Consider the following 21,503-nt stretch of genomic DNA (forward strand, 5'->3'; position numbering starts at 1 on the left):
AACTAAAAGGCATGAGCCCGGTACAATACCGGACCCATGCCCAAAAGGTTGCCTAATGAAATAATCTGTCTAACTTTATGGGGTCACTTCATTGCAGTAAAAAATGTTTTTTCGGCTTTTGTCGTTCAATGAATAGAAAAGACTGGAATTGATATCATAAAAGAGTTATAGTGTATTATTCGAAGGGAACATTGTAAAGTAAGGAGAATGAAATATGTCATATGAATTTTTATTCAAATTAGGTTTAGCACTCTTTTTAGGATTATTCATCGGAATAGATAGACAGCTAAAGAATAAACCGCTTGGAGTGAAAACAAGTATGGTTATTTCTGTAGCGAGTTGTTTAATTACGATGGTTTCAATTGAATCAGTGAATGTATATTCTGTTCCAGGACATACGAATATGGATCCAATGCGATTAGCTGCTCAAATTGTAAGTGGTATCGGTTTTCTTGGGGCAGGTGTAATTTTAAGACGAAGTAACGATGTTATTTCGGGATTAACGACAGCTTCTATGGTATGGGCCGCTTCAGCGCTAGGTATTGCGATTGGGGCCGGTTTCTATATACAGGCGATAGTTGCCATGATTTTAATTATATTAGCAATCAATGTACTACCACAGCTTGTGAAAATTGCAGGCCCGTATTCATTGAGACAAAAGGACTTGTCTATAAAAATTACCGTAAATAAGCATCGAGAGTTAGATGGGATTTTTAAGCAAATTAAAAATTTAAATATGCAAGTGAAGCGAGTGAAAATTAAAGATATTGATAATGGAGCATCTCAGCAATTAGAAATGGTAATTTTAGCTCCGGAAGATTTATATACAACTGAGTTATATAGTTCTCTAAAAGAAATCGATCATGTTGTATCTGTTGAAGTGGAAAGTAGATAAAAAAGATTGAAAAGGGTGATGAAAATTCACTCTTTTTTTTTATACATCAAAAAGCATTTTGCTATAATTATTTACATAGGGGGATGCAAATGTTGGAGATACATATTCGAAGGGCAACGAAAAATGATATTGCAAGTATAGCAAAAGTGCATGTGGAAAGCTGGAAAACAACGTATAAAGGGATATTTGCTAACGAAATTTTAGAAAATATAACGTATGAACAACGAGAAAAGCTATGGGAAAGTATCTTTCAAAAAGAAGACGGGCATCAATATAGGTTTGTGGCAGAGACGTTAAATGGGAAAATTATCGGATTTATCGATGGTGGAGCTGAAAGAACGGGTACATATAATTGTGATGGGGAGTTATATGCAATATACATTTTACAAGAGTATCAAGGGATGAAGATAGGACAGCGTTTATTTCAAGCTTTACTATCAGATTGTAAAAAAAATAATATACAATCTCTTTTAGTTTGGGTTGTCTCTAATAATCCTTCTAAAAAATTTTATGAAAAATATAATCCTGAAAAAATTGATACAAAATTTTTAGCAAGACTAAATATAGAAGAAATAGCATATGTGTGGCGAGATATGGATTGTTTATATAAAACATTATCAATTTAGGTTTAAATAATTATATTATGTAAACTAAACTTACGGCTATTAAAAAATACGGATTTAATGTTGTAAAAAGACGAAAAGTTTAGTAATGAAGGTATTAACAAATAGAAAATTAGAAGTAGTAACTTCATAATGTGAAATGATGTAAGAGTCTCATTGCGGAGACTCTTTTTTTAAAAAATGAATAACCAAAAATTACCAGGTATTTAATATCGGTTTTGATACAATTTAATATATATAAGGAGGTGATCGGTAATGGCTAGAAATCGTAACACTAATCAATTAGCATCAAATGGAGCACAAGCAGCTCTAGATCAAATGAAATATGAAATTGCACAAGAGTTTGGTGTACAACTTGGAGCTGATACTTCTTCACGTGCAAACGGTTCTGTAGGCGGTGAAATTACAAAACGCCTTGTAGCGATGGCAGAACAACAGCTTGGTGGCGGATATACTCGCTAAATGTAGAAGGTTATAGGAGAAAGGAAGGATTCTTCCTTTCTTTTTTATTTTCAATTAATTGGTATGGATATATTGTGAACTGGATTCAAAGAATAGAAGTAACGCTATGTTTTACCCAATTTCTTTTGTTGTGAATGGAAAGTAGTAAAGATGTAATAGCCCTGGTGGAATGTAAAATTAAGTTCCAGCAGGGCTATTATATGGTAAGAAATATATGATGAAAGGTTCCGAAATCAACATGTTAAAAAAAGAAAACTGTTGTTTAATTGCGCTTGCATCAGTTCCACTCGTTATGACATTAGGTAATTCAATGCTTATTCCAATTCTGCCAACCATTGAAAAAAAATTACATATTTCATCTTTCCAAGTATCCATGATTATTACAATTTATTCTATCATTGCGATTTTGCTTATACCAATTGCTGGTTATTTATCAGATAGATGGGGACGAAAGATAGTAATGGTTCCAAGTTTAGTAATTGCAGCTATTGGAGGAGCGATTACGGGCTGGGTATCATGGAAAGTTGATAATCCCTATGTTTGGATTCTTATCGGAAGGGCAATTCAAGGGATAGGAGCTGCCGGAGCTATGCCAGTTGTTATACCATGCGTTGGTGATTTGTACAAAGATGAAAAACAGGTTAGTGCCGGCTTAGGTATTATTGAGACGTCAAATACATTTGGAAAAGTATTGAGTCCTATTTTAGGATCTGCTCTTGCGGCCATTGTATGGTTCTTACCATTTTGGGCGATTCCAGTTTTATGTGTAATATCGATTGTTTTATTATTGGTGTTAGTAAAGGCGAAGAAACAAGAAGAACAAGCGCCTCCACTGAAAGAATTTGTTAAATCTATTATCTCTACGTTTCGAGAAAAGGGAAGATGGTTAATTGCCATTTTTATACTAGGTGCAATTATTATGCTTATTTTATTCGGAATCCTTTTTTATCTGTCGACTATACTGGAGTCGAAGTACGACATTCATGGTATATGGAAAGGGTGTGTACTTGCTATTCCTTTACTTGTACTATCACTTAGCTCATATATGGCTGGTAAGAAAATTGGAGATAAACAGGATGTTATGAAAAAGTGTATTTATATTGGGTTTTTATTGGCTGCTGCCTCTGTCGTATTACCTTTATTTATAAAAGGGATCTATTTGCTACTTCTTTGTCTTGTTATTATGGGGGTAGGTATTGGTATTGCGTTACCATGTTTAGATGCTCTTATTACTCAAGGAATTGAAAAAGAGCAGAGGGGCACAGTTACTTCATTTTATAGTTCAATGCGATTTATCGGTGTAGCAGCTGGACCACCCCTTTATTCTTTTTTTATGAAAGGGGCGGACCATGAAGTGTTTTATTTAACAAGTATCTTCGCTGCTATTGGTGCTGTCATAGCAATTATTTGGATTAAACCAGCAAAAGATAACATGGTGCAAAAACAAAAACCGGAACCAACTTCATAATTGGAAAGAGAATTGCATGATTTGTAATTAGCATGCAATTCTCTTTATCAGGCTATTTTCGGGCTGTCCATAAAGCCAGATTGGTGTGAGCTAATAATCAGTAGGACTGAGAAAAAACCCACTGAATAAAGTTTCACTTTATTCAGTTAGGAAAAAGCACTTGTTTTAACATATAAAGTGCGACGCCCCAGATGATTAGCCCTGAAAATTTATTTAATACTATAATCGTTTTTCCTGTTGAGTCTAGTCTTTTTAGAAATTTTCCAGCCATAGCTAAGCTTATAAACCAAATCCAAGAAACGATAATTGTTGCAAAAGTGAAAGCCCATTTCTCACTTCCTATGTACTGGATAGAGTTTGTTCCGATTACACCAATTGTATCTAAAATTGCGTGTGGATTTAGTAATGAAACCGATGCGGCGAAAAGCACTTGATTTTTTAAAGGCATGCTTTTTTCTTGTTGTACATCATTTGAAGGATTACTTTTCCAAATAACCCAGCCCATATACATAAGAAAGAAAAATCCAATCATATACAAGGTAGTTGTTAACCAAGAAAAAGTAAGGAGTACAAGGGATACACCCTGTACAGCAATTAAAATTAATAATGTATCACATATAGATGCAGTCAAGACTACAGGAGCAGCGCGCCAAATATTTGGTTGACTGGCGCCTTGGTTAAAGACGAAAACATTTTGGACACCTAATGGGATGATAAGACCAAATGCAAGGATGATACCGTGAATAATTGCTTCACTCATTATATTACCTCCTACTTAGTGTAATTAATTATGATAGTGTATATTGTATAGAGGAACTGAGAAATTGTATCCATCCATATGGTTGGATAGTCGACCAACCAAAATGAATGTGGGGTGATAGGATGGAAAGATTAGAATGGAAACCTAATATGTCTTCGTCTATTCCACTATATAAACAAATAGAAACATACATAAAGGGAAGAATTGTTAATGGGGAATGGACAATTGGAACGAAATTACCTTCACAAAGAGCTTTGGCACAAACATTTGAAGTGAATCGAAGTACAATTGTAATGGCGTTCGATGAATTAGTAGCAAAAGGCTATATTGAGGGGAACGGCCGGAAGGGAACAATTGTTGTAAATAATAGCGAGAATACTTCAACATATGCCCCGCCACCTAACTGGCAGTCTTATGTAGAAACAGGACTTCATTATCCGAATCTTCCTGCTATACAAGAGATTAATCAAGCTGAATTTTATCCCAATGTGATTCGATTAGGAACTGGCGAGCTTTCACCGAGTCTTTTACCTGAGGAAAAAATGAAGAGAATTATTAATAAGTTTATAAAGACAAATGTTCCACTTGGGTATGAAGAACCGAAAGGAAATCGCCATCTAAGAGAAAAAATTGCGGAATATTTAAAAGGGCATGGTGTTTATGTATCCCCTAACTCTATTTTAATTGTTTCAGGGGCAATTCAAGCACTGCAGCTTATTTCCATGGGGCTACTTCCAAAAGGAGCATCAATTCTATTAGAAAAACCATCATATTTATATTCTATTAATGTTTTTCAATCAGCAGGGATGCGCTTGATAGGAATGCCAATGAATGAGAATGGTATAAACACTTCATATATTACACAATATAAGAAACAATTTAATGCATCAATTTTATATACAATTCCGTCTTTTCATAATCCGACGAACTTTAGTATGAATGCTAAAAAGAGGAAAGAAGTGATGGGTATATGTAATGAAATTGGATTACCTATTATTGAGGATGCAGTCTATCAAGATTTATGGTTCGATGCACCAGTTCCAAAGCCTTTAAAGGCATATGATAAAAACGGGATAGTATTACATATCGGGAGCATGTCCAAAGTTATAAGTCCTGGTTTAAGAATTGGCTGGATTGTTGGGGCTGAACCAGTTATTCAAAGATTAGCAGATATAAAAATGCAAACAGATTATGGTTCAAGTTCTATATCCCAGCAAATTGCAGCAGAGTGGTTTACAGATGGTTTGTATGATGAACATTTACAGTTAATCAGAAGTGAATTAAAAAAACGTAGAGATTTTATGATAAGTATGTTAGAAAAGTATTGCAGTGAAATTGCAACTTGGCATGAGCCAGCAGGGAGCTTTTATATTTGGTTACATATGAATCTACCTTTTTCGAATCGTAGTGTATTTGAAAAAGCTTTGCAAGAAAAGGTGTTATTAAACCCAGGTACTTTGTATGATAGAAGTGCGAACCAATTTTTACGACTTTCGTATTCTTATGCAACTTTAGAAGAAATTGAAATTGGAATAAAAAAGGTAGCGCAATTAATAAAGTGAAACTTTAATCAGTATGATTTTTGATCATCCACATTGGTTATTAGCCCGCAAATAGCGGGATAAAAAGGTAAAAGGAGAATAGAATGAAACAATATGTGATTTGTCAAATTATTGACGGAGATAAATATTTAGCAGCTTATGCAGAGACGAAGCAGGACGCGATTGAAAAAGCTGAATTGTTAGGATTAAGAACGGGAAATCGTTACGTAGTAATTACCGCGGAAGAAGCAAAAGGGTTAACTTATCCTTAAACGATGTGTGGAAGTATGCAGAAAGTAAATAAGCCTAATAACATACTAAATTATTAGGCTTATTTATATTTAGAGTATCGATCTCTCTTTAATGAAAAAAATAATACTATGAGTCGAGCTGACGGAAAAATCGATTTGTTTTTCGATCCTGATTTCCGTTTCTATATTTATCAACATATTGCCTGAAATTCCAAGATTGTAAAAAATTATTAGCGGCGTTATAACCAGAGTTATAGAGCCATTCTTTCTCTTCTTTAGTTAATTGAAAATTAGTACTTGTAATGGTTCCTGTTGGAATTGTAATAGTTCTTGCCTTTGCTTCTTTATCTAAATGACGTAAATCATGAGCTTGCATCATCGTTTTAAATAATCCTTTGAACATGGAGATAGGATCTTCATAGTGGGCGGGATCAGCTTGAATTTCATCTTTCACGAAATGAAATCCAAAGGTAGGCCAGCGAGGCGAGGAAGGTGAATCGAAAATCCAAATTGGATAATTACTTAAAATACCTCCGTCAACCATATAACAAGGCTGTTTCCATTTTGGTGTTCGCCATTTCACTGGTTCGAAGAGGAACGGAATAGTTCCACTCATTCGTACTGCTTTAGCGATAGAGAAGCGATAATTCGAAAATCCGTAGCTTGGTAAATCATCAGGGAAGACAACCATTTTACCATTGCTTATATCTGAAGCGATAATTTTGAGTTTATTCAAATCAGGTAAGTCTGTAAATAGATGAATTCCTTTTTTTTTAAGCAGGTCTTCGAGCCATTCTTCGAGAAATGCATTTGAATAAATACCTAGAGTAGACCATGCATTTAATCCTTTACCGATAAAGGGAATTCTATCAAGAAAAGTCTTCTTAGTAAATTTGTTATAATCAATGTCAGTTATAATCGTTTTTAATTCGGAACAGGAGTATCCTGCTGCTAGAAGTGCTGCGATAATAGCACCAGCTGATGTCCCTGCTAAACGTTCCCACTCATAACCTTTTTCGGCTAACGCACAAATTGCTCCTACATGTGCAATTCCGCGTACACCGCCTCCTTCGAAAACACCATCAATCTTCATAAACATACTCCCTTTCGGATAATAAAGTGAAACTTTAATCAGTGGGGGTATTCCACGCTGATTATTAGCCCTCACCAATCGAGCTTTTATGGGCAGCCCGACTCCCACCTAACTTCTTTTTTTACAGCCGAATTTTGAGGTGGGAGTCTTACTGCCCGCAAATAGCGGGATAAATTCTGAAATGGCAAAAAAGCACGTATTGTACGTGCTTTTTTACAATAGTTTTTAAGTTTACTAGCAGCCTACAAAGCCGCCCCAACAGCTAGCTCCGATGATGATTAGAAGGATAAATAAAACGATTAATAAAGCGAAACCTCCATAACCACATCCACCGCAACTACCGCCGTAACCGCCGCCGTAACCGCCACAACTACCGCCGTAACCGTAACCACCGTAACCCATGTGGAATTCCTCCTTATATTAAAAGTGAAAATGAACGAGGGAAAGTATACTGTAAGAAATTATGAGATATCATGTTTGTAGGAACAATGTATACTATGCTCTTTTAAACTTGTTCGCGTACGAGGGATGAGCCCGTTTTTTTGAGAGCTTGTTGAATTTACAATGAATGGATTATAATCTTTGTGCTATGATACAAATAAGTATGTAAATGTAAGGAGAATTTATGAAGCAGAAAATTGAAGTATTAATTGATAAATATGAACTAGCGCATTTGAAACAGGAGCTTGTAAATACTATATTTCCTTGTATAAAAGTTGTGCCAAATCAGCAGGAAACAATTGCGATAGGTAGTTCGAAGCTGGGCGGAGTTCCTGATTTGCCGGATGCATTTGAATATCCAACATACAAAGGGAATCCATTACGCTTTATCGCACAATTTAATTTAAGTGATTTACAAAACGTTGGCATGGATCATAATCTTCCTAAGACAGGGATGTTATATTTCTTTAGTATTGAAAATTATTTTGAAGAAGCTGTGAATCCAAGTGAAGCTGGGCGTGTACTTTATTATGATATTCCCGCAGAGCAATTACGAAGAGCAGATGAAGATCAGGTGCAATTTACTCAATGTACAATTTCATTTGAACTTACGTATAAATTACCGGAGCTTTTCATTGAAGATGAGGCGGATTCAGATCGTTTCTTGCAATTACTTGAAGAGCTAATCCCAGACAACTATGATAATCATCAAATGTTTGGAGAACCATTCTCCGTACAAGAAGAAGTATTGTACGAGACCGGACAATATATGGGGATAGATCCGCAGCATATGACGCTTTTATTCCAAATTGATTCTGATTATAAAAATTGTAATATGGTTTGGGGAGAATTAGGAATGCTTTATTTCTGTATTGGAAATGAAGATTTGAAGAATCGACGTTTTGAAAATACATGTTGTGTGTTACAAACTTGCTAAAGAAGGGGTTGTTCTTTTTCTAAAAGAACAACTTTTTTCATAATGTTTATTAATAAATATGCATAATCTCATATGACCTTTTCTGAAAAGTATTGTATACTCTGAAAATATACGATGCTTTTTTTCGTATATTTATAGAATGTAAGGAGTGACGAGATGAGAAAGACAAATAAGTATGTGACGGCTGTCGCACTTTGTTCAACAATTGTAATGGGTGGCTTACATGCGTCGTCTGTATCTTACGCAGCTACTACATCGACTGTAGTGACTACACAATCAGATGCTAAATTATTGGATAATTTTCGAAAAGAATTAAAAAAACACATTGATAATCGAGATGAAAATATTACAATTGCATATAAAACGAAAGATAGAAATGCTAGAGATGTTATGGATCAATTATATAAAGAGTATAGTAAAATTGTAGATGCTGATGAATATGTAAAATATAATGTAGCGTCTACTAAATATTCTATAAAAGGGATGCCAGGGAATTATACGTTCACATTACAAGTGGAGTATCGTGAATCAAAAGAGCAAACACAATATGTAAAGTCTCAGTCGAAAGCAATTGTGAATTCTATCATTAAACAAGGCATGGATGAACATGAAAAAGTGAAAGCTATTCATGATTATGTTGTGAAACATGTATCCTATGATACGTCTTATCAAGCATATACAGCATATGAAGCGTTAGCGAATCGTTCTGCAGTTTGCCAAGGATATACATTGTTAACATATCAATTACTAAAAGAAGCAGGTATTCAATCTCATATTGTAACTGGAAAAGGAAATGGACAAGCTCACGCATGGAATTTAGTAAACATTGATAACAAGTGGTACCACCTTGATACTACGTTTGATGATCCTGTGCCTGATAAAGCTGGGCGTGTAACATATTCATATTTTAATATGTCTGATGACCAATTAAGCAAAGACCATGAATGGGATCGAAGTAAATACCCAGCAGCAACTACAAGTTACTTCAACGAATTAACAAACAAAATAAAAGCCGGTAGTTCAAAAACTGCTGTATATGAACAGATGTTAAAAGAAACAAATTTAAAGTACTTGTCTGCACAATATGGAGCAGAAAATTACAATGAATTTAAGAAAAAATTACAGCAACAATTTGCTTCCAAGCCAGAAAAAGTAGAAGTGCGATATAAACAGTCAATGGATGGAACAATGCAAGATATAAAAAAAGTACTAGATGAAATAACTTGGCCAAAAGGTGCAAAGCGTGTATCTTATCAAGTGGCACCATATAGTGCAATGGCGGGTTATTCATTAGCGACAATTACATTTACGTATTAATTAATGAAGAAGAGCATCTGTAAAAGGTGCTCTTTTTATATTTATTGATTATTCTAGAAAGATTTAGAATTATGTGATAAAATCGAAAAGGAGAGGATGTGAAGGCTGAATGAACTTGTTCGAAAGTAATATATTTACATTGATATATACTTGTCTAGTAATCGGACTTATCGTTTTGTTTTTCATATCATTTACTTTGTTTATCAAAAAAATATTGCAAAATACCGCTGTAAAAAAACAGCATGTTATCAATATGAATCAGAAGCTAGATCGAATTATTGAATTGCTAGAAACAAATAAGAAATAACGATAGAAGAAGTATGAAAAGGGGAAGAGAATGGCCGATTATATAAAAGAATTACGTGAAAAAGTAGGGCATGATTATGTTTTCTTAAACTTTGCGGGTGGTTGTGTATTTAATAAAGAGGGAGAAGTATTACTGCAAAAAAGAGGAGACTTTAATGCTTGGGGCTTTCCAGGTGGCGCAATGGAGATAGGAGAGTCGGCTGCGGAAACTGCGATTCGAGAAATTAAAGAAGAAACCGGGTATGATGTAGAAATAAATGAGCTTATTGGAGTGTACACGAAATATTTTCAAACATATCCGAATGGTGATCAAGCCCAGTCAATTGTGATATTCTTTAAGTTCTCAATCGTTGGAGGGAGCAAAAAAATAGACGGAAATGAAACGTTAGATTTGAAGTTTTTCCCGTTAGACGAAATGCCGCCATTATTTAATAAGCAACATGAAGATTGCTTACAGGATTTATTAGAGAAAAGAGTAGGTGTATATCGTTAACATATAAAAAAGAAGCTAAATGAGATTAGCTTCTTTTTTATGTTCTATTTCCACCAATCATCAAACATTGACGCTGGTACTTGTCTTTTATGCTCACTCACTGTGTAACGTTTTTCAATTTTCTCTGCAACGTCAGCTGGAACTGATTTACCTTCTAAATAATCATCTAATTGATCGTAAGTAATGCCTAATTCTGTTTCATCAGCTTGACCTGGTTTTTCATCTAATAAATCAGCTGTTGGCATTTTTAAATAAAGTCGCTCGTCTGCACCTAATTCTTGTAGTAAAGCACGTCCTTGGCGTTTCGTTAATCCCGTTAATGGTAATAAGTCTGCACCACCATCTCCGAATTTTGTAAAGAATCCTGTTACAGCTTCTGCAGCGTGATCAGTTCCGATAACAAGTAATCCTTGTTGTCCGCCGATAGCATATTGTGTAACCATGCGAATACGTGCTTTTACATTACCTTTATTGAAATCTGTTAATGAATCTCCTAATAAGTTTTCGTACTGATTTGAAAAAGCATCAACAGTTGAAGCGATATCAAAAGCAACAGATTGATCAGCTTGAATAAATTGTAATGCTAATTGTGCGTCATCTTCATCCTTTTGTACTTTGTACGGAAGACGTACGGAGCTAAACGTTGCGTTTCCACCTTCCTTACGAATTTCTTCAACTGCAAGCTGAGCTAAACGTCCTGCTAATGTAGAGTCTTGTCCGCCGCTAATTCCAAGTACAAATCCTTTTGCACCTGTTTTTCTTACATAATCTTTTAAGAAATCAATTCGTTTACGAATTTCTACTTTCGGATCAATTACAGGCTGAACGTGTAATGCTTTCATAATTTGTTCTTGTAATGTCATTATGTTTTCCTCCTATTCATATTAAAACGGTTAATAAGTTTATATGTATATTGGTACATACTTCTATCCTTTATTATTTCGCAAAACTAACGAATATACAATAGGATGCGTGTATGAATATGAATGTAGTAATTATAAGTAAACTTTTTTGTATAAGCAATTTTTTTAAACCTTTCAATAATGTAAGGTTTTTGTCATTTGAATCGATGGAAGATATTTCCGAACCTTACTAATATAAAAACATAGTTAGTAGAAGGGCGGAGAAGTAGTATGAATATTAGAGAACTCGCATTTCGAAATGTGACACGAAATAGACGGACATACTCGGCTTATTTTTTGAGTAGTGCATTTGCAATTATGGCTTTTTTTGTTTATTCATTTTTTGCATTTCATCCAGCATTAAGTGCAGGGACATTAGGACAATATGTATTTGTAAGTATGTCTTTTGCACAGTCTATTATTTACTTATTTACATTTTTCTTTATTTTATATTCTATGGGAATGTTTTTAAAAACGAGAAAGCGTGAGCTAGGGATATTAATGATGCTTGGAATGACGAAATATCAATTAAAGCGACTTATCTTTTTTGAAAATATCATGATTGGCATCGGGGCAATTATTATAGGTATTCTTTCAGGTATGTTGTTTTCAGGTATATTAATTTTTGTAGCTCCATTGTTATTAAAATTAGATATTTCTTTATCTTATTACATACCGAAATCAGCGATTGCTGTAACGAGTGTTATGTTTTTCGTATTATTTATTATCATTTCATTGTTTAGTGCAGGAATGGTTCGTAAAAATAAAATTATGCAATTGTTTAGAGGATCAGCAGAGGCGAAGCCAGAACCGAAAGCATCTATTATTTCTTCTATATTAGCGGTAGTACTACTGGGCGCAGGGTATGTAGGAGCTCTTATGTCACATGGTGCAATGGTATTTATTATGATGATACCTGTCACAACGGTAGTCATTATTGGTACGTATTTACTGTATAAGCAGTTAAGCGTTTTTATTATTCGATTATGTAAAAAAAGTAAACGTTTCTACTGGACAAGAACAAATATTATTACTTTATCAGATTTAGCATACCGTATGAGAGATAACGCGAGAATGTTCTTTATTGTAACGATTATTTCAACTGTAGCATTTTCAGCAATTGGTACATTGGTTGGATTTGCTTCAATGACGAAAGAAATTATGAACAGACCAATTTCGTTTCACTATCATTCTAAGCAAGGAAATAGTAATGAATCACAGCATCTGAAAATCATTGACGAAGGATTAAAGAAACATAATATAGCAGCTTCAAAAATAAATATTTCATCGAAGAAAACTGAGGAGCAGTCGTTAAGAAGCGCCATTTTTATAAAAGAAGCTGATTATAAGGAATATGCGAAGTTAACTGGAGAACCTTTCAATACATTATCAGGTAAAGAAGCTTTATTTTTATCAACAGAAATACCAGGACCACCGATAAAAGAAAGAAAAGAAATTTCTTTATCAAATATTAATGAGACTTTAAAAGTGAAAAAAATTAATACTTCTTCACTAAGTAAAATACTTATGGGTAATGTGTATGTGATTTCTAACAATCAATATGATTTATTACAAGATGGATTTACAGAAGTAAAAGATTATATGTATAAAACGAAAGGAACGAAAGATGAAATTGAGATTGGTAAAGAGCTTACGCATCAGCTTAAGCCTTATCAAGAATATTCAACGTTTAGTGCAGAAGAGTACGATCAAAATCAAAGTTTACAAATTGCGGGGCCAATTTTATTTGTAGGTTTCTTTATTGGTATTGTATTTTTCGTTTGTGCGGGAAGTTTTCTATACTTCCGATTATTTTCTGATTTAGAAGATGATGCTCGTTTATTTGAAATGATTCGAAAAGTTGGATTAACAAGAGGAGAATTATCGAAAGTGGTCACAATCCGCTTAGCGCTTTTATTCTTCGTTCCAATTGGGGTTGCAACATTACATGGGGCAGTAGCATTAACGGCATTAGGACAAATGTTTGAGTACTCACTTTTTAAAGAGAATATGGTTGTATTAAGTATTTTCATAGGTATCCAAGCTCTATACTTCATACTTATACGATCTCGTTATTTAAAACAATTGAAAGAAAGATTGAATATTCGTTGAATGTGTTTTTTTAACTTTCGTACTATATTTTCTAAAAAGAGGCAACCATTACCAAATATATAGTGATAAAATGAAAATAGCGAGGTGAAAAAATTAATAGAGAGTAAGGGGGGAGTAACATGAAAGCAACAGGAATTATTCGAAAAGTAGATGAATTGGGACGGATAGTTATTCCTAAAGAATTACGAGATGTATTAGGAATACAAATTAAATCACCACTTGAAATTTTCGTAGAAGAAGACAAAGTCATCTTACAAAAATATCAACCTTACAATGCTTGTCAAATAACAGGTGATGTTTCAGAACAAAATATTTCATTAGCAAATGGAAACATTACTGTTAGTATAGAAGGAGCAAAACATGTAATAAAAGAAATTGAGCAGTTTTTGAACAAGAGTGAGATTTAGTTTTAATTTATATTATTCTTTTGAAAAACTGAAAAATAAAAGGACCATTTAATAGGTCCTTTTATTTTGTTTATTGAGAAATATTTGAAAGGAAGGAAAATGGAGCGAATAAAACGAATCTTAAATCTAAAGTAGTGGTCTGAAATGAAAATAATACATTTTCAGGAGGGATTACGATGAACAGTAGTACAGCAAATAAACAAAAAGGTATTAAATTAATTCCGTTTACCGTAAATAAAGTGGTTGAACAAGTAAACGAAATTCCACCAGGCGTACAACTGATTCACGCTCCGGAAGTATGGGAAAAGAGTGCAAAAGGGAAAGACATTGTCGTTGCCGTTTTAGATACAGGTTGTGATATAAATCATATAGATTTAAAGGATCGTATTATTGGTGGAAGAAATTTCACAAAAGATTATGAAGGGGATCAAAATACTTATCTTGATAATAATGGGCATGGTACTCATGTAGCGGGTACAATTGCAGCCACTGAAAATGGAGTAGGTGTTTTAGGTGTAGCACCACTTGCTAAATTGTTAGTATTAAAAGTATTAGCAGGAGACGGTTCTGGAAGTTATGAGCAAATTATTGAGGCAATTCATTATGCAGTGAATTGGAGGGGACCGAATAAAGAGAAAGTGAGAATTATTTCAATGTCCCTTGGTGGTCCACAAGATGTACCAGAGTTACATGAAGCTATTCAAAATGCAGTAAAGCAGGACGTACTTGTCGTATGCGCTGCAGGAAATGATGGAGATTGTAATGATGATACTGAAGAATTAGATTTTCCAGGTGCTTATTCTGAAGTAATTGAAGTAGGTGCTGTTAATTTAGAGCGGAAAATTTCATGCTTTAGTAATTCAAATCAAGAAATTGATTTAGTAGCGCCAGGTGATGAAATACTATCTACGTATCCAGAGGGGAAATATGCGGTATTAAGTGGTACTTCAATGGCGACACCGCATGTCGCTGGGGCATTAGCACTTCTTATTAAGCAGTGCGAGAGAGAATATGGTAGAAAGCTATCAGAGCCGGAAATATATGCGCAACTTATTAAAAGAACCGTACCTTTAGGATATGAGCGTACATCTGAAGGAAATGGATTAATAGATTTGTCCCGCATTAACGGGTAGTAAGACTCCTACCTCAGAATGTGGCTGTAAAGCAAAGAAGTTAGTTGGGAGATCAACTGCCCGTAAAAGCCCGATTGGTTCAACTAATAATCAGTGGGGGATGAATAAAACCCCCCACTGATTAAAGTTTCACTTTATTAAAAGAATAGGAATTACTAAAAAACATCTCATACGCATATGAGATGTTTTTTAGTATGGTTCTGTCGCGTTTAATACGACATTTAATAAGCCCGGAAATCTAGCATTCAAGTCTTCTTCTCGAATTGAAATAAAACGCTGTGGAGAATAGTTTAAGAAGATTACAGACAGAGTATATTGATTTATATTATTTACATTTTACAAACTCTGAAACAAGTTACATAGATTCAATTGGAGAGCTTATCCGTTTAAAAGAAGAGGGGAAAATTCGTTCAATTGGGATATCAAATGTAAATGTAGAACAATTAAAAGAAGCGAATCGATATGGAGATATAGATGTTAATCGCCTTACAATATGCTAGATCGTAATGCAGAGGAAGAACTTTTACCGTATTGTATTGAAGCGGGTATTTCATTTATTCCATATGGGCCACTTGCTTTTGGAATATTAGGCGGTAAATATACAGAAGATTTTAAAGTGAATGAAAAAGATTGGCGCAATGGCGTAAATCTTTTTGAGGAAAATACATATAAGAAAAACTTTAAGAGAGTTGAAAAGTTAAAAGGTTTAGCCAAAGAAAATAATATAGCAGTGTCTCACTTAGCGTTAGCATGGCTATTAAATAAACCAGGAATCGATGCTGTTATTCCTGGTGGAAAGCGTGCAGAACAAATAAGAGAAAGTGTAAAAACAGTGGACGTTTCATTGAATGAGAAGGATATGAAAAAATTGAATCTATATTAGAGGATTGATAGGAAAGAGGGATATCACCCTTTTTCCATATATAAGGAGATGGCATAAATGAAAAGAGTAGTAGGATTAGGGAATTTAACAGGTAATATTTTGGGGCCTAGAATCTTGAATAAAATCGGCTTTAGCATGTCTTTCTATGGTGGAATTGTATTTACAGCACTTCTATATGTATTACTGCCATACTTAAATAACATAATTTTTGTTGAATTATTCTTTTTCATTTTATTTTTTGTAGCAGGTATATTATTTGTATTAATGATGGGACGTTTACAAAACTTGTCGAGTACAGCAAGGGGAACAGGTGCAGCACTTGCCAATGCCTCTATGTATATTGGACAAATGATTGGAGCGGTAGTAGCTGGTGGATTATTTACTGTTTCCCATAATTTTATGTTTATAGGATGTTTTACGGCACTATTATATATAATCTCTTTACTTTTGTTTAGGAAAAGTGAAAAACTTTCTGTAAAAAATGAGAAGGGAATTGCATCATAGAAGCGTTATAAAGAAAAAGCACTGTTTTAGTTATGTACTAAAACAGTGCTTTTCGTTTAGATTGAATAGTTGCTGCATTTTCATCATGTATTCCTGCTTCTTCAATAATTCGCTTTTTTACTTTATTTAATAGATGGTCTACTGCTTCACCAAAATAGTTAGCTTCGCTTTTTGTGCGGGCTTCTCGTAAACATTTATAGTTTTCTAGCAGTTCCTCTTTTTCGGTGTTTGTTAAGAAATCTTCTATTTTCTTTTTTGTCATACGAAACACCCTTTCTTCTGACAAACGACGCAATAGAAAATATTTATTTTTTATTATAACAATAATTTTTAAAGAAAGTATAGATTAACGTCGTAATAGTTTGTCAATTTCTTGAATTTTCTCATCAGCTTTCCCAATTTGCGTGTTTTTAGCCTGTTCACCACCTAAAGCTTGATGAAGTAAAAATGTTTGACCTGAAATGGCAGTTACAATAGATACTTTTATAATTTCTTTTATTGTGGTGACATCGAATAAAACGAGTCCAAGAAGTGCAGCTAGGCAACCGGTCAATATATCGGTTAAAAACCCAAAGTGGAAAAACGTTTTTAAACGGCGTGGAAGCAATAACTTGCCTTGGTTATTGATCAGATGGGAAACGAAGCCAGTAATGCCACCAACTAGAACAGCAGTTAGCCATTGATACATTTCCATCGAATCCACTCCTTTTAGTGAATAAGATTCGATTTTTTCATATTGATTCCTTTTAATATTTCATATAAGCATATTGAGAAAGTTTGTTTGGGTATATTCCTTATTCAATTTAATTATAACAGAAAATTTCGATATATTTCAGTCTATTATATGAACAACTTTTACAATAATATGAATGCAGAAAGGGGTGCGTGATATGAATATAGATTATCGAATAAGAGGTGTAGATGGTTATACAAAAAATATAGGGGAACTAGTAAGTATGATGGAGCACACGCGGGCAGTAACATTACAGGAAATAAATGATTTAGCAGTGGAGCGATTGGATTTAATAATGCCAAGTGGTGAGAATTCAATTGGTGCTTTACTAAAGCATATAGCGGCTATAGAAAAAGTCCATCAGCTTATTTCTTTTCAAAATCGTGATTTTACAAAAGAAGAATTAGAAATATGGGAAGATGCACTGTATTTAGGGGAAGCGGGGAGAACTATTCGTGGTTATGAAATACAGTATTATGTACAACTTTTACAGAAAGTCCGAGAGGAAACATTAGAGTGTTTGAGACAACAGGATGATGAATGGCTAATTTCAGAAAGAAAGTGGCCTAATGGTGTAGCGTATAATCAGCACTACCTTTGGTTTCACGTGCTAGAAGATGAAATTAGTCATCGTGGACAAATTAGAATGCTAAAAAATAAGTTATTTGAAAATTACGTTAAATAAGGTAGCTTTTTAAAGAGATATTCCATATAATGAGAGTAATTAAAATGAGAACGGGGTGATGTATTATGGCAAAATTAACTTATATGAATAATAAACCAAATACAAAGGTGGATGGAAAGGGCGATACTATATAAGTGAGCGCACTATCCTTCCACTTAGCTTAAACTAGGGAGGATATCAATTTGAATCAAAATATTTTAGAATCGTTCGGCTGGGATTCTTTTTTTGAAGAACAAGCTGTGGAGAACTATGAAGTAGGGCGTATTTTACTTGAGCATAAGCATATATATCGGATTATTTGTAATGATGGTGAATATGTAGCGGAACTGTCTGGAAAATTTCGTCATGAAGCGTTAACGAAGGGCGATTATCCGGCAGTTGGTGATTGGGTGTATATAAAGAAAATAGAAGGAGAGAGAAAGGCGATTATTCATCGCGTTTTTCCAAGGAGAAGCTCTTTTTCTAGACAAGAGGCTGGCTACCGAACTGAGGAACAAATTATAGCTACGAATGTGGATTATCTATTTTTAGTAAATGCTCTTAACCATGATTTCAACGTAAGAAGGATGGAACGTTATTTGCTATTGGCTTATGAAAGTGGTGCAATGCCTGTTATTGTTTTAACGAAGAGCAGCTTATGTGAAGATGTGGAACAGAAAATTACAGAAACTGAAGCAGTAGCAATCGGTGTTCCAATCTTCGTTGTTGATAGCTTAGCGTACGTTGGAATCGAATCATTACAACAATTTGTAGCTCCAGGTAAAACAATTGCTTTAGTTGGATCTTCAGGGGTAGGGAAATCCACTTTGTTAAATGCATTAATAGGAACAGATGTAGCTAAGACCGGAGATATACGTGAAGAAGATAGTAAAGGGAGACATACGACAACTCATCGTGAGTTGTTCCAACTACCGAGTGGCGGTTTAGTAATTGATACTCCTGGTATGAGGGAACTTCAACTTTGGGAAGGAAGTGCGGCAATTCAAACCACATTTTCTGATATTGAAGATCTTGCAAAAACATGCCGCTTTCGAGATTGTAAACATGAAGGTGAACCAGGATGTGGAGTACGCAGTGCTATAGATAATGGACTTATAGCGGTAGAGCGCTTGCTAAGCTATAAAAAGCTGCAAAGAGAACTGGCATATGTTATGAGAAAACAAAACATTACTCTAGCAAGAGCAGAACGAGATAGATGGAAAAAGATTTCTAAACAACATAAAAAAATGTAAAAAACCAAAGGGTATATTCCTTTGGTTTTTTATATTTGTAAATTTTATAATAATATTATTCATATATATAGACAAAAAGAATTTATTTGTTTAAACTTTACAAAGTGTTCATCAAACAAAATTGTAAAAATAGAACTAGGGAATGGAATATATTCATAACTAACTCTATATTATCTTTAAAACTTAATATTGAAATGCAGGAGGTTTATAATGAGTAAACTATTAAGTTGGTTTCGAGATATGAAAGTAGCAAAGAAGTTATTAACTTCATTTTTTGTTATTTTAATTGCGGCTGTCTCTGTTATTGGGGGCATGTCTTATCAAACAGCTAAAAAGAATTTTGAGTCACAAATTATGAGTAGCGCTCAGGATAATATAAAAATATTGGATAATTTAATTAATCAAATGATTGAAGCGAAATTCAACGATGTAAATAATTTTGCACGATTGATTCATAGTGATATGTATCAAGGCGATAATCAAGATGAATTAAGGAAAATGTTATCTCAATATATCAACTTAAATAAAGATGTTGAACAAGTATATGTTGCAGGAAATGATAAGAAATTTATGCAAGAACCAAATATACAAATGGCAGCAGATTACGATCCAACGACACGTTCTTGGTATAAAGATGCAGTGAATAAGCAAGGTGGAATTGTTGTCACTGAACCATATAAGGCACAAGGAAATGGACATATTGTCGTAACAATTGCAAAACAAACAGAAGATAAAAATGGTGTTGTTGCAGTAGATTTAAGCTTAGATAATTTATTAAAAACAACAAAGTTAATCAATATTGGTAAAAAAGGCTATGCTTTCATTTTAGATGGGAAGCATAAAGTAATTGCCCACCCTCAAGAGAAATCGGGTGACAAAGCAGATGATGCTTGGGCTAAGAAAATTTATGAAGATAATCATGGGACTTTTTCATACTCTTATGGTGGTAGTGAGAAGAAAATGGTATTCGCTACAAATTTAAAAACAGGTTGGAAAATCGGTGGGACGATGTACTCAAATGAAGTAGTTGAAGCTGCTCAACCTGTTTTTTATAATATGTTAATTGTTATGCTGATTTCATTAGTTGTAGGAGGAGCGCTTATTTATTTCGTGACACTTTCAATTACGAAACCGTTAAAGAAATTAGTTGTCACTTCTAAAGAAATAAGTGAAGGGGACTTAACTCAAACGATTCAAATACATTCAAATGATGAAATTGGTCAACTTGCTAAAGGGTTTAATGAGATGACCCATTCATTACGTACATTAATTGGAAGGATTAATACTTCAGCAGGGCATGTTGCTGCTGCATCTGAAGAGTTAACAGCAAGCGTCAGACAAGCAAGTGAAGCGACTGAACAAATTACAATGGCAATGGATGAAATATCAAGTGGGGCAACGACGCAAACATCAAGTGTTGAAAATGGTGCCATGTTACTGTTTGATGTAACAGAAGGGATTCAGCATGTAGCAAATAGTTCATTATCTATTAATGCTGCTTCTGCTCATACTCGTGAAAAAGCAGAAGATGGCGGAAAACTAGTCGGAAAAACAGTAAATCAAATGCAGTCTATTGCGGAATCTGTTTCACAATCAGATGCTGTTATTCAGTTGTTGAATAACAAATCAAAGCAAATTGGTGATATTTTAGAAGTAATTCAAAATATTGCAGATCAAACCAATCTTCTAGCTTTAAATGCAGCAATTGAGGCTGCAAGAGCTGGTGAGCATGGAAGAGGCTTTGCAATTGTTGCTGATGAAGTACGAAAGTTAGCAGAACAATCTAGCGTATCATCAAGTGAAATTAGTAAATTAATTTGTGAAATACAAGATGATATGAGTAAGACAGTAAAATCTATGAATAATGTAAATGAAGAAGTTCAATCTGGACTTGTTATCGCAAATGAAACGAAACAAAATTTCGCTGAGATTTTACAATCTACAAATGAAATTGCTGATCAAATAAAAACGATGGTTGAAACGGCTAATGGAATGTCAAAAGGTGCAAATGAAGTATCTATTTCAGTTGGTCAAATTGCAATGACAGCACAAAATAACTCGACGAGTACACAAAGTGTTGCTGCGTCAGCTGAGGAGCAACTGGCTTCCATGGAGGAAATTGGTTCTGCAGCTGGTACATTATCTCAAATGGCTGAAGAGTTACAAGTGTTAATTGAAAGGTTTAAAGTGTAAAAGAGGAGGCTGTCTCAAAATAGCATTTGTGCTATTAGAGACAGCCTTTTTAGCTAATAGGTAAAGGGAAACAGGGGGATATAAATGATTAGAGGTTCACTTTATTTAATGTTTGTCGAAAAATAGAGGAAT

The 21,503-nt window shown here is 34.2% G+C and carries 22 protein-coding genes and 3 pseudogenes; 18 read left to right on the forward strand and 7 right to left on the reverse strand.

Features of this window, described 5'->3' with window-relative positions; all coding sequences use genetic code 11:
* Window positions 1-214 precede the first annotated feature (214 nt).
* From MR109_RS12440 to MR109_RS12455, 4 genes are all read left to right on the forward strand, one after another.
* Entirely contained in the window at window positions 215-895 is a 681-nt protein-coding gene (locus MR109_RS12440; protein WP_071720394.1) for an MgtC/SapB family protein, read from the forward strand.
* 89 nt (window positions 896-984) lie between these two features.
* Window positions 985-1,521: a GNAT family N-acetyltransferase gene (locus MR109_RS12445; RefSeq protein WP_242272257.1), complete on the forward strand. Its 537-nt coding sequence runs from the start codon at window positions 985-987 to the stop codon at window positions 1,519-1,521.
* 252 nt (window positions 1,522-1,773) lie between these two features.
* On the forward strand, window positions 1,774-1,980 hold the full coding sequence (locus MR109_RS12450) for an alpha/beta-type small acid-soluble spore protein (protein ID WP_002171477.1): 207 nt from the start codon (window positions 1,774-1,776) through the stop codon (window positions 1,978-1,980).
* A gap of 214 nt (window positions 1,981-2,194) precedes the next feature.
* Window positions 2,195-3,448, forward strand: a complete 1,254-nt coding sequence (locus tag MR109_RS12455; RefSeq protein ID WP_098305290.1) for a bacillibactin exporter BcbE — start codon at window positions 2,195-2,197, stop codon at window positions 3,446-3,448.
* 142 nt (window positions 3,449-3,590) lie between these two features.
* Here the strand turns inward: MR109_RS12455 and MR109_RS12460 are convergent, their stop codons facing one another.
* The gene (locus MR109_RS12460; protein WP_242272259.1) at window positions 3,591-4,208 is read right to left on the reverse strand and encodes a LysE/ArgO family amino acid transporter; all 618 of its coding nucleotides are present in this window, start codon (window positions 4,206-4,208) and stop codon (window positions 3,591-3,593) included.
* Between the two features lie 122 nt (window positions 4,209-4,330).
* Here MR109_RS12460 and MR109_RS12465 point away from each other — a divergent pair, with 122 nt between their 5' ends.
* Both MR109_RS12465 and MR109_RS12470 read left to right on the forward strand, forming a co-directional pair.
* Window positions 4,331-5,770 (forward strand): aminotransferase-like domain-containing protein, encoded by a 1,440-nt coding sequence (locus MR109_RS12465; RefSeq protein WP_242272260.1) that lies wholly within the window; start codon window positions 4,331-4,333, stop codon window positions 5,768-5,770.
* A gap of 83 nt (window positions 5,771-5,853) precedes the next feature.
* Window positions 5,854-6,021: a DUF3933 family protein gene (locus tag MR109_RS12470; RefSeq protein WP_002171481.1), complete on the forward strand. Its 168-nt coding sequence runs from the start codon at window positions 5,854-5,856 to the stop codon at window positions 6,019-6,021.
* 106 nt (window positions 6,022-6,127) lie between these two features.
* Here the strand turns inward: MR109_RS12470 and MR109_RS12475 are convergent, their stop codons facing one another.
* Both MR109_RS12475 and MR109_RS12480 read right to left on the reverse strand, forming a co-directional pair.
* Complete coding sequence (locus MR109_RS12475; RefSeq protein WP_242272262.1) at window positions 6,128-7,093, reverse strand: patatin-like phospholipase family protein; 966 nt, start codon at window positions 7,091-7,093, stop codon at window positions 6,128-6,130.
* A 234-nt stretch (window positions 7,094-7,327) separates the two neighbouring features.
* The gene (locus MR109_RS12480) at window positions 7,328-7,495 is read right to left on the reverse strand and encodes a YjcZ family sporulation protein (RefSeq protein WP_002171483.1); all 168 of its coding nucleotides are present in this window, start codon (window positions 7,493-7,495) and stop codon (window positions 7,328-7,330) included.
* 223 nt (window positions 7,496-7,718) lie between these two features.
* Between MR109_RS12480 and MR109_RS12485 the strand changes: the two genes are divergently transcribed.
* The 4 genes from MR109_RS12485 to MR109_RS12500 all read left to right on the forward strand — a co-directional run bounded on the left by MR109_RS12485 (window position 7,719) and on the right by MR109_RS12500 (window position 10,587).
* Window positions 7,719-8,471, forward strand: a complete 753-nt coding sequence (locus tag MR109_RS12485) for a YwqG family protein (protein ID WP_242272263.1) — start codon at window positions 7,719-7,721, stop codon at window positions 8,469-8,471.
* A 156-nt stretch (window positions 8,472-8,627) separates the two neighbouring features.
* Window positions 8,628-9,788, forward strand: coding sequence for a transglutaminase domain-containing protein (locus MR109_RS12490; protein ID WP_242272264.1), 1,161 nt, complete (start codon window positions 8,628-8,630; stop codon window positions 9,786-9,788).
* Between the two features lie 109 nt (window positions 9,789-9,897).
* Window positions 9,898-10,095: a DUF4083 domain-containing protein gene (locus MR109_RS12495; RefSeq protein ID WP_002171486.1), complete on the forward strand. Its 198-nt coding sequence runs from the start codon at window positions 9,898-9,900 to the stop codon at window positions 10,093-10,095.
* Between the two features lie 30 nt (window positions 10,096-10,125).
* Complete coding sequence (locus tag MR109_RS12500; RefSeq protein ID WP_002171487.1) at window positions 10,126-10,587, forward strand: NUDIX hydrolase; 462 nt, start codon at window positions 10,126-10,128, stop codon at window positions 10,585-10,587.
* A 44-nt stretch (window positions 10,588-10,631) separates the two neighbouring features.
* Here MR109_RS12500 and nadE read toward each other — a convergent pair whose 3' ends face one another.
* Window positions 10,632-11,450 (reverse strand): ammonia-dependent NAD(+) synthetase, encoded by an 819-nt coding sequence (gene nadE / locus MR109_RS12505; RefSeq protein WP_242272266.1) that lies wholly within the window; start codon window positions 11,448-11,450, stop codon window positions 10,632-10,634.
* A gap of 270 nt (window positions 11,451-11,720) precedes the next feature.
* On the opposite strand from nadE, the gene MR109_RS12510 reads away from it, so the two are divergent.
* The 3 genes from MR109_RS12510 to MR109_RS12520 all read left to right on the forward strand — a co-directional run bounded on the left by MR109_RS12510 (window position 11,721) and on the right by MR109_RS12520 (window position 15,141).
* Window positions 11,721-13,601 carry an FtsX-like permease family protein gene (locus MR109_RS12510; protein ID WP_242272267.1) on the forward strand — a complete coding sequence of 627 codons (1,881 nt, stop codon included), beginning with the start codon at window positions 11,721-11,723 and terminating at the stop codon, window positions 13,599-13,601.
* 119 nt (window positions 13,602-13,720) lie between these two features.
* Window positions 13,721-14,008, forward strand: coding sequence for an AbrB/MazE/SpoVT family DNA-binding domain-containing protein (locus MR109_RS12515; RefSeq protein WP_002171490.1), 288 nt, complete (start codon window positions 13,721-13,723; stop codon window positions 14,006-14,008).
* A 176-nt stretch (window positions 14,009-14,184) separates the two neighbouring features.
* Entirely contained in the window at window positions 14,185-15,141 is a 957-nt protein-coding gene (locus MR109_RS12520; protein ID WP_242272269.1) for a serine protease, read from the forward strand.
* A gap of 189 nt (window positions 15,142-15,330) precedes the next feature.
* Here MR109_RS12520 and MR109_RS12525 read toward each other — a convergent pair.
* Window positions 15,331-15,420, reverse strand: a pseudogene (locus MR109_RS12525) (transcriptional regulator); the annotation flags it as partial.
* Here MR109_RS12525 and MR109_RS12530 point away from each other — a divergent pair.
* Both MR109_RS12530 and MR109_RS12535 read left to right on the forward strand, forming a co-directional pair.
* Window positions 15,414-16,032, forward strand: a pseudogene (locus MR109_RS12530) (aldo/keto reductase); the annotation flags it as partial. The pseudogenes MR109_RS12525 and MR109_RS12530 overlap by 7 nt on opposite strands.
* Window positions 16,033-16,090: 58 nt before the next feature.
* Window positions 16,091-16,528 (forward strand): annotated as a pseudogene (locus tag MR109_RS12535) (MFS transporter); the annotation flags it as partial.
* Between the two features lie 37 nt (window positions 16,529-16,565).
* On the opposite strand, the gene MR109_RS12540 reads toward MR109_RS12535, so the two are convergent.
* Both MR109_RS12540 and MR109_RS12545 read right to left on the reverse strand, forming a co-directional pair.
* Window positions 16,566-16,790: a hypothetical protein gene (locus tag MR109_RS12540; protein WP_142343174.1), complete on the reverse strand. Its 225-nt coding sequence runs from the start codon at window positions 16,788-16,790 to the stop codon at window positions 16,566-16,568.
* An 84-nt stretch (window positions 16,791-16,874) separates the two neighbouring features.
* A complete protein-coding gene (locus MR109_RS12545; protein ID WP_070141977.1) occupies window positions 16,875-17,222 on the reverse strand; it encodes a DUF4257 domain-containing protein in 348 nt (115 codons plus the stop codon).
* 196 nt (window positions 17,223-17,418) lie between these two features.
* On the opposite strand from MR109_RS12545, the gene MR109_RS12550 reads away from it, so the two are divergent.
* The 3 genes from MR109_RS12550 to MR109_RS12560 all read left to right on the forward strand — a co-directional run bounded on the left by MR109_RS12550 (window position 17,419) and on the right by MR109_RS12560 (window position 21,371).
* Complete coding sequence (locus MR109_RS12550; protein WP_242272271.1) at window positions 17,419-17,946, forward strand: DinB family protein; 528 nt, start codon at window positions 17,419-17,421, stop codon at window positions 17,944-17,946.
* A 182-nt stretch (window positions 17,947-18,128) separates the two neighbouring features.
* Window positions 18,129-19,178 carry a ribosome small subunit-dependent GTPase A gene (gene rsgA / locus MR109_RS12555; RefSeq protein WP_025149963.1) on the forward strand — a complete coding sequence of 350 codons (1,050 nt, stop codon included), beginning with the start codon at window positions 18,129-18,131 and terminating at the stop codon, window positions 19,176-19,178.
* Window positions 19,179-19,388: 210 nt separating this feature from the next.
* Window positions 19,389-21,371, forward strand: a complete 1,983-nt coding sequence (locus MR109_RS12560; RefSeq protein ID WP_242272272.1) for a HAMP domain-containing methyl-accepting chemotaxis protein — start codon at window positions 19,389-19,391, stop codon at window positions 21,369-21,371.
* The last annotated feature ends 132 nt before the right edge of the window (window positions 21,372-21,503 follow it).

This window comes from Bacillus cereus group sp. BfR-BA-01310 (genome assembly GCF_022664325.1).
In the GTDB taxonomy this organism is placed as follows: Bacteria; Bacillota; Bacilli; order Bacillales; family Bacillaceae_G; genus Bacillus_A; species Bacillus_A paramycoides.

What these genes read in the sequence shown, in the direction of transcription:
- MR109_RS12445 (WP_242272257.1), top strand. Translation starts at nt 985, where the DNA reads ATGTTGGAGATACATATTCGAAGGGCAACGAAAAATGATATTGCAAGT.
- MR109_RS12495 (WP_002171486.1), top strand. Translation starts at nt 9,898, where the DNA reads ATGAACTTGTTCGAAAGTAATATATTTACATTGATATATACTTGTCTA.
- MR109_RS12485 (WP_242272263.1), top strand. Translation starts at nt 7,719, where the DNA reads ATGAAGCAGAAAATTGAAGTATTAATTGATAAATATGAACTAGCGCAT.
- MR109_RS12475 (WP_242272262.1), bottom strand. Translation starts at nt 7,093, where the DNA reads ATGAAGATTGATGGTGTTTTCGAAGGAGGCGGTGTACGCGGAATTGCA.
- MR109_RS12510 (WP_242272267.1), top strand. Translation starts at nt 11,721, where the DNA reads ATGAATATTAGAGAACTCGCATTTCGAAATGTGACACGAAATAGACGG.
- MR109_RS12545 (WP_070141977.1), bottom strand. Translation starts at nt 17,222, where the DNA reads ATGGAAATGTATCAATGGCTAACTGCTGTTCTAGTTGGTGGCATTACT.
- MR109_RS12520 (WP_242272269.1), top strand. Translation starts at nt 14,185, where the DNA reads ATGAACAGTAGTACAGCAAATAAACAAAAAGGTATTAAATTAATTCCG.
- MR109_RS12460 (WP_242272259.1), bottom strand. Translation starts at nt 4,208, where the DNA reads ATGAGTGAAGCAATTATTCACGGTATCATCCTTGCATTTGGTCTTATC.
- MR109_RS12450 (WP_002171477.1), top strand. Translation starts at nt 1,774, where the DNA reads ATGGCTAGAAATCGTAACACTAATCAATTAGCATCAAATGGAGCACAA.
- MR109_RS12500 (WP_002171487.1), top strand. Translation starts at nt 10,126, where the DNA reads ATGGCCGATTATATAAAAGAATTACGTGAAAAAGTAGGGCATGATTAT.
- MR109_RS12470 (WP_002171481.1), top strand. Translation starts at nt 5,854, where the DNA reads ATGAAACAATATGTGATTTGTCAAATTATTGACGGAGATAAATATTTA.
- MR109_RS12515 (WP_002171490.1), top strand. Translation starts at nt 13,721, where the DNA reads ATGAAAGCAACAGGAATTATTCGAAAAGTAGATGAATTGGGACGGATA.
- MR109_RS12490 (WP_242272264.1), top strand. Translation starts at nt 8,628, where the DNA reads ATGAGAAAGACAAATAAGTATGTGACGGCTGTCGCACTTTGTTCAACA.
- MR109_RS12465 (WP_242272260.1), top strand. Translation starts at nt 4,331, where the DNA reads ATGGAAAGATTAGAATGGAAACCTAATATGTCTTCGTCTATTCCACTA.
- MR109_RS12550 (WP_242272271.1), top strand. Translation starts at nt 17,419, where the DNA reads ATGAATATAGATTATCGAATAAGAGGTGTAGATGGTTATACAAAAAAT.
- MR109_RS12455 (WP_098305290.1), top strand. Translation starts at nt 2,195, where the DNA reads ATGATGAAAGGTTCCGAAATCAACATGTTAAAAAAAGAAAACTGTTGT.
- nadE (WP_242272266.1), bottom strand. Translation starts at nt 11,450, where the DNA reads ATGACATTACAAGAACAAATTATGAAAGCATTACACGTTCAGCCTGTA.
- MR109_RS12560 (WP_242272272.1), top strand. Translation starts at nt 19,389, where the DNA reads ATGAGTAAACTATTAAGTTGGTTTCGAGATATGAAAGTAGCAAAGAAG.
- MR109_RS12440 (WP_071720394.1), top strand. Translation starts at nt 215, where the DNA reads ATGTCATATGAATTTTTATTCAAATTAGGTTTAGCACTCTTTTTAGGA.
- MR109_RS12480 (WP_002171483.1), bottom strand. Translation starts at nt 7,495, where the DNA reads ATGGGTTACGGTGGTTACGGTTACGGCGGTAGTTGTGGCGGTTACGGC.
- MR109_RS12540 (WP_142343174.1), bottom strand. Translation starts at nt 16,790, where the DNA reads ATGACAAAAAAGAAAATAGAAGATTTCTTAACAAACACCGAAAAAGAG.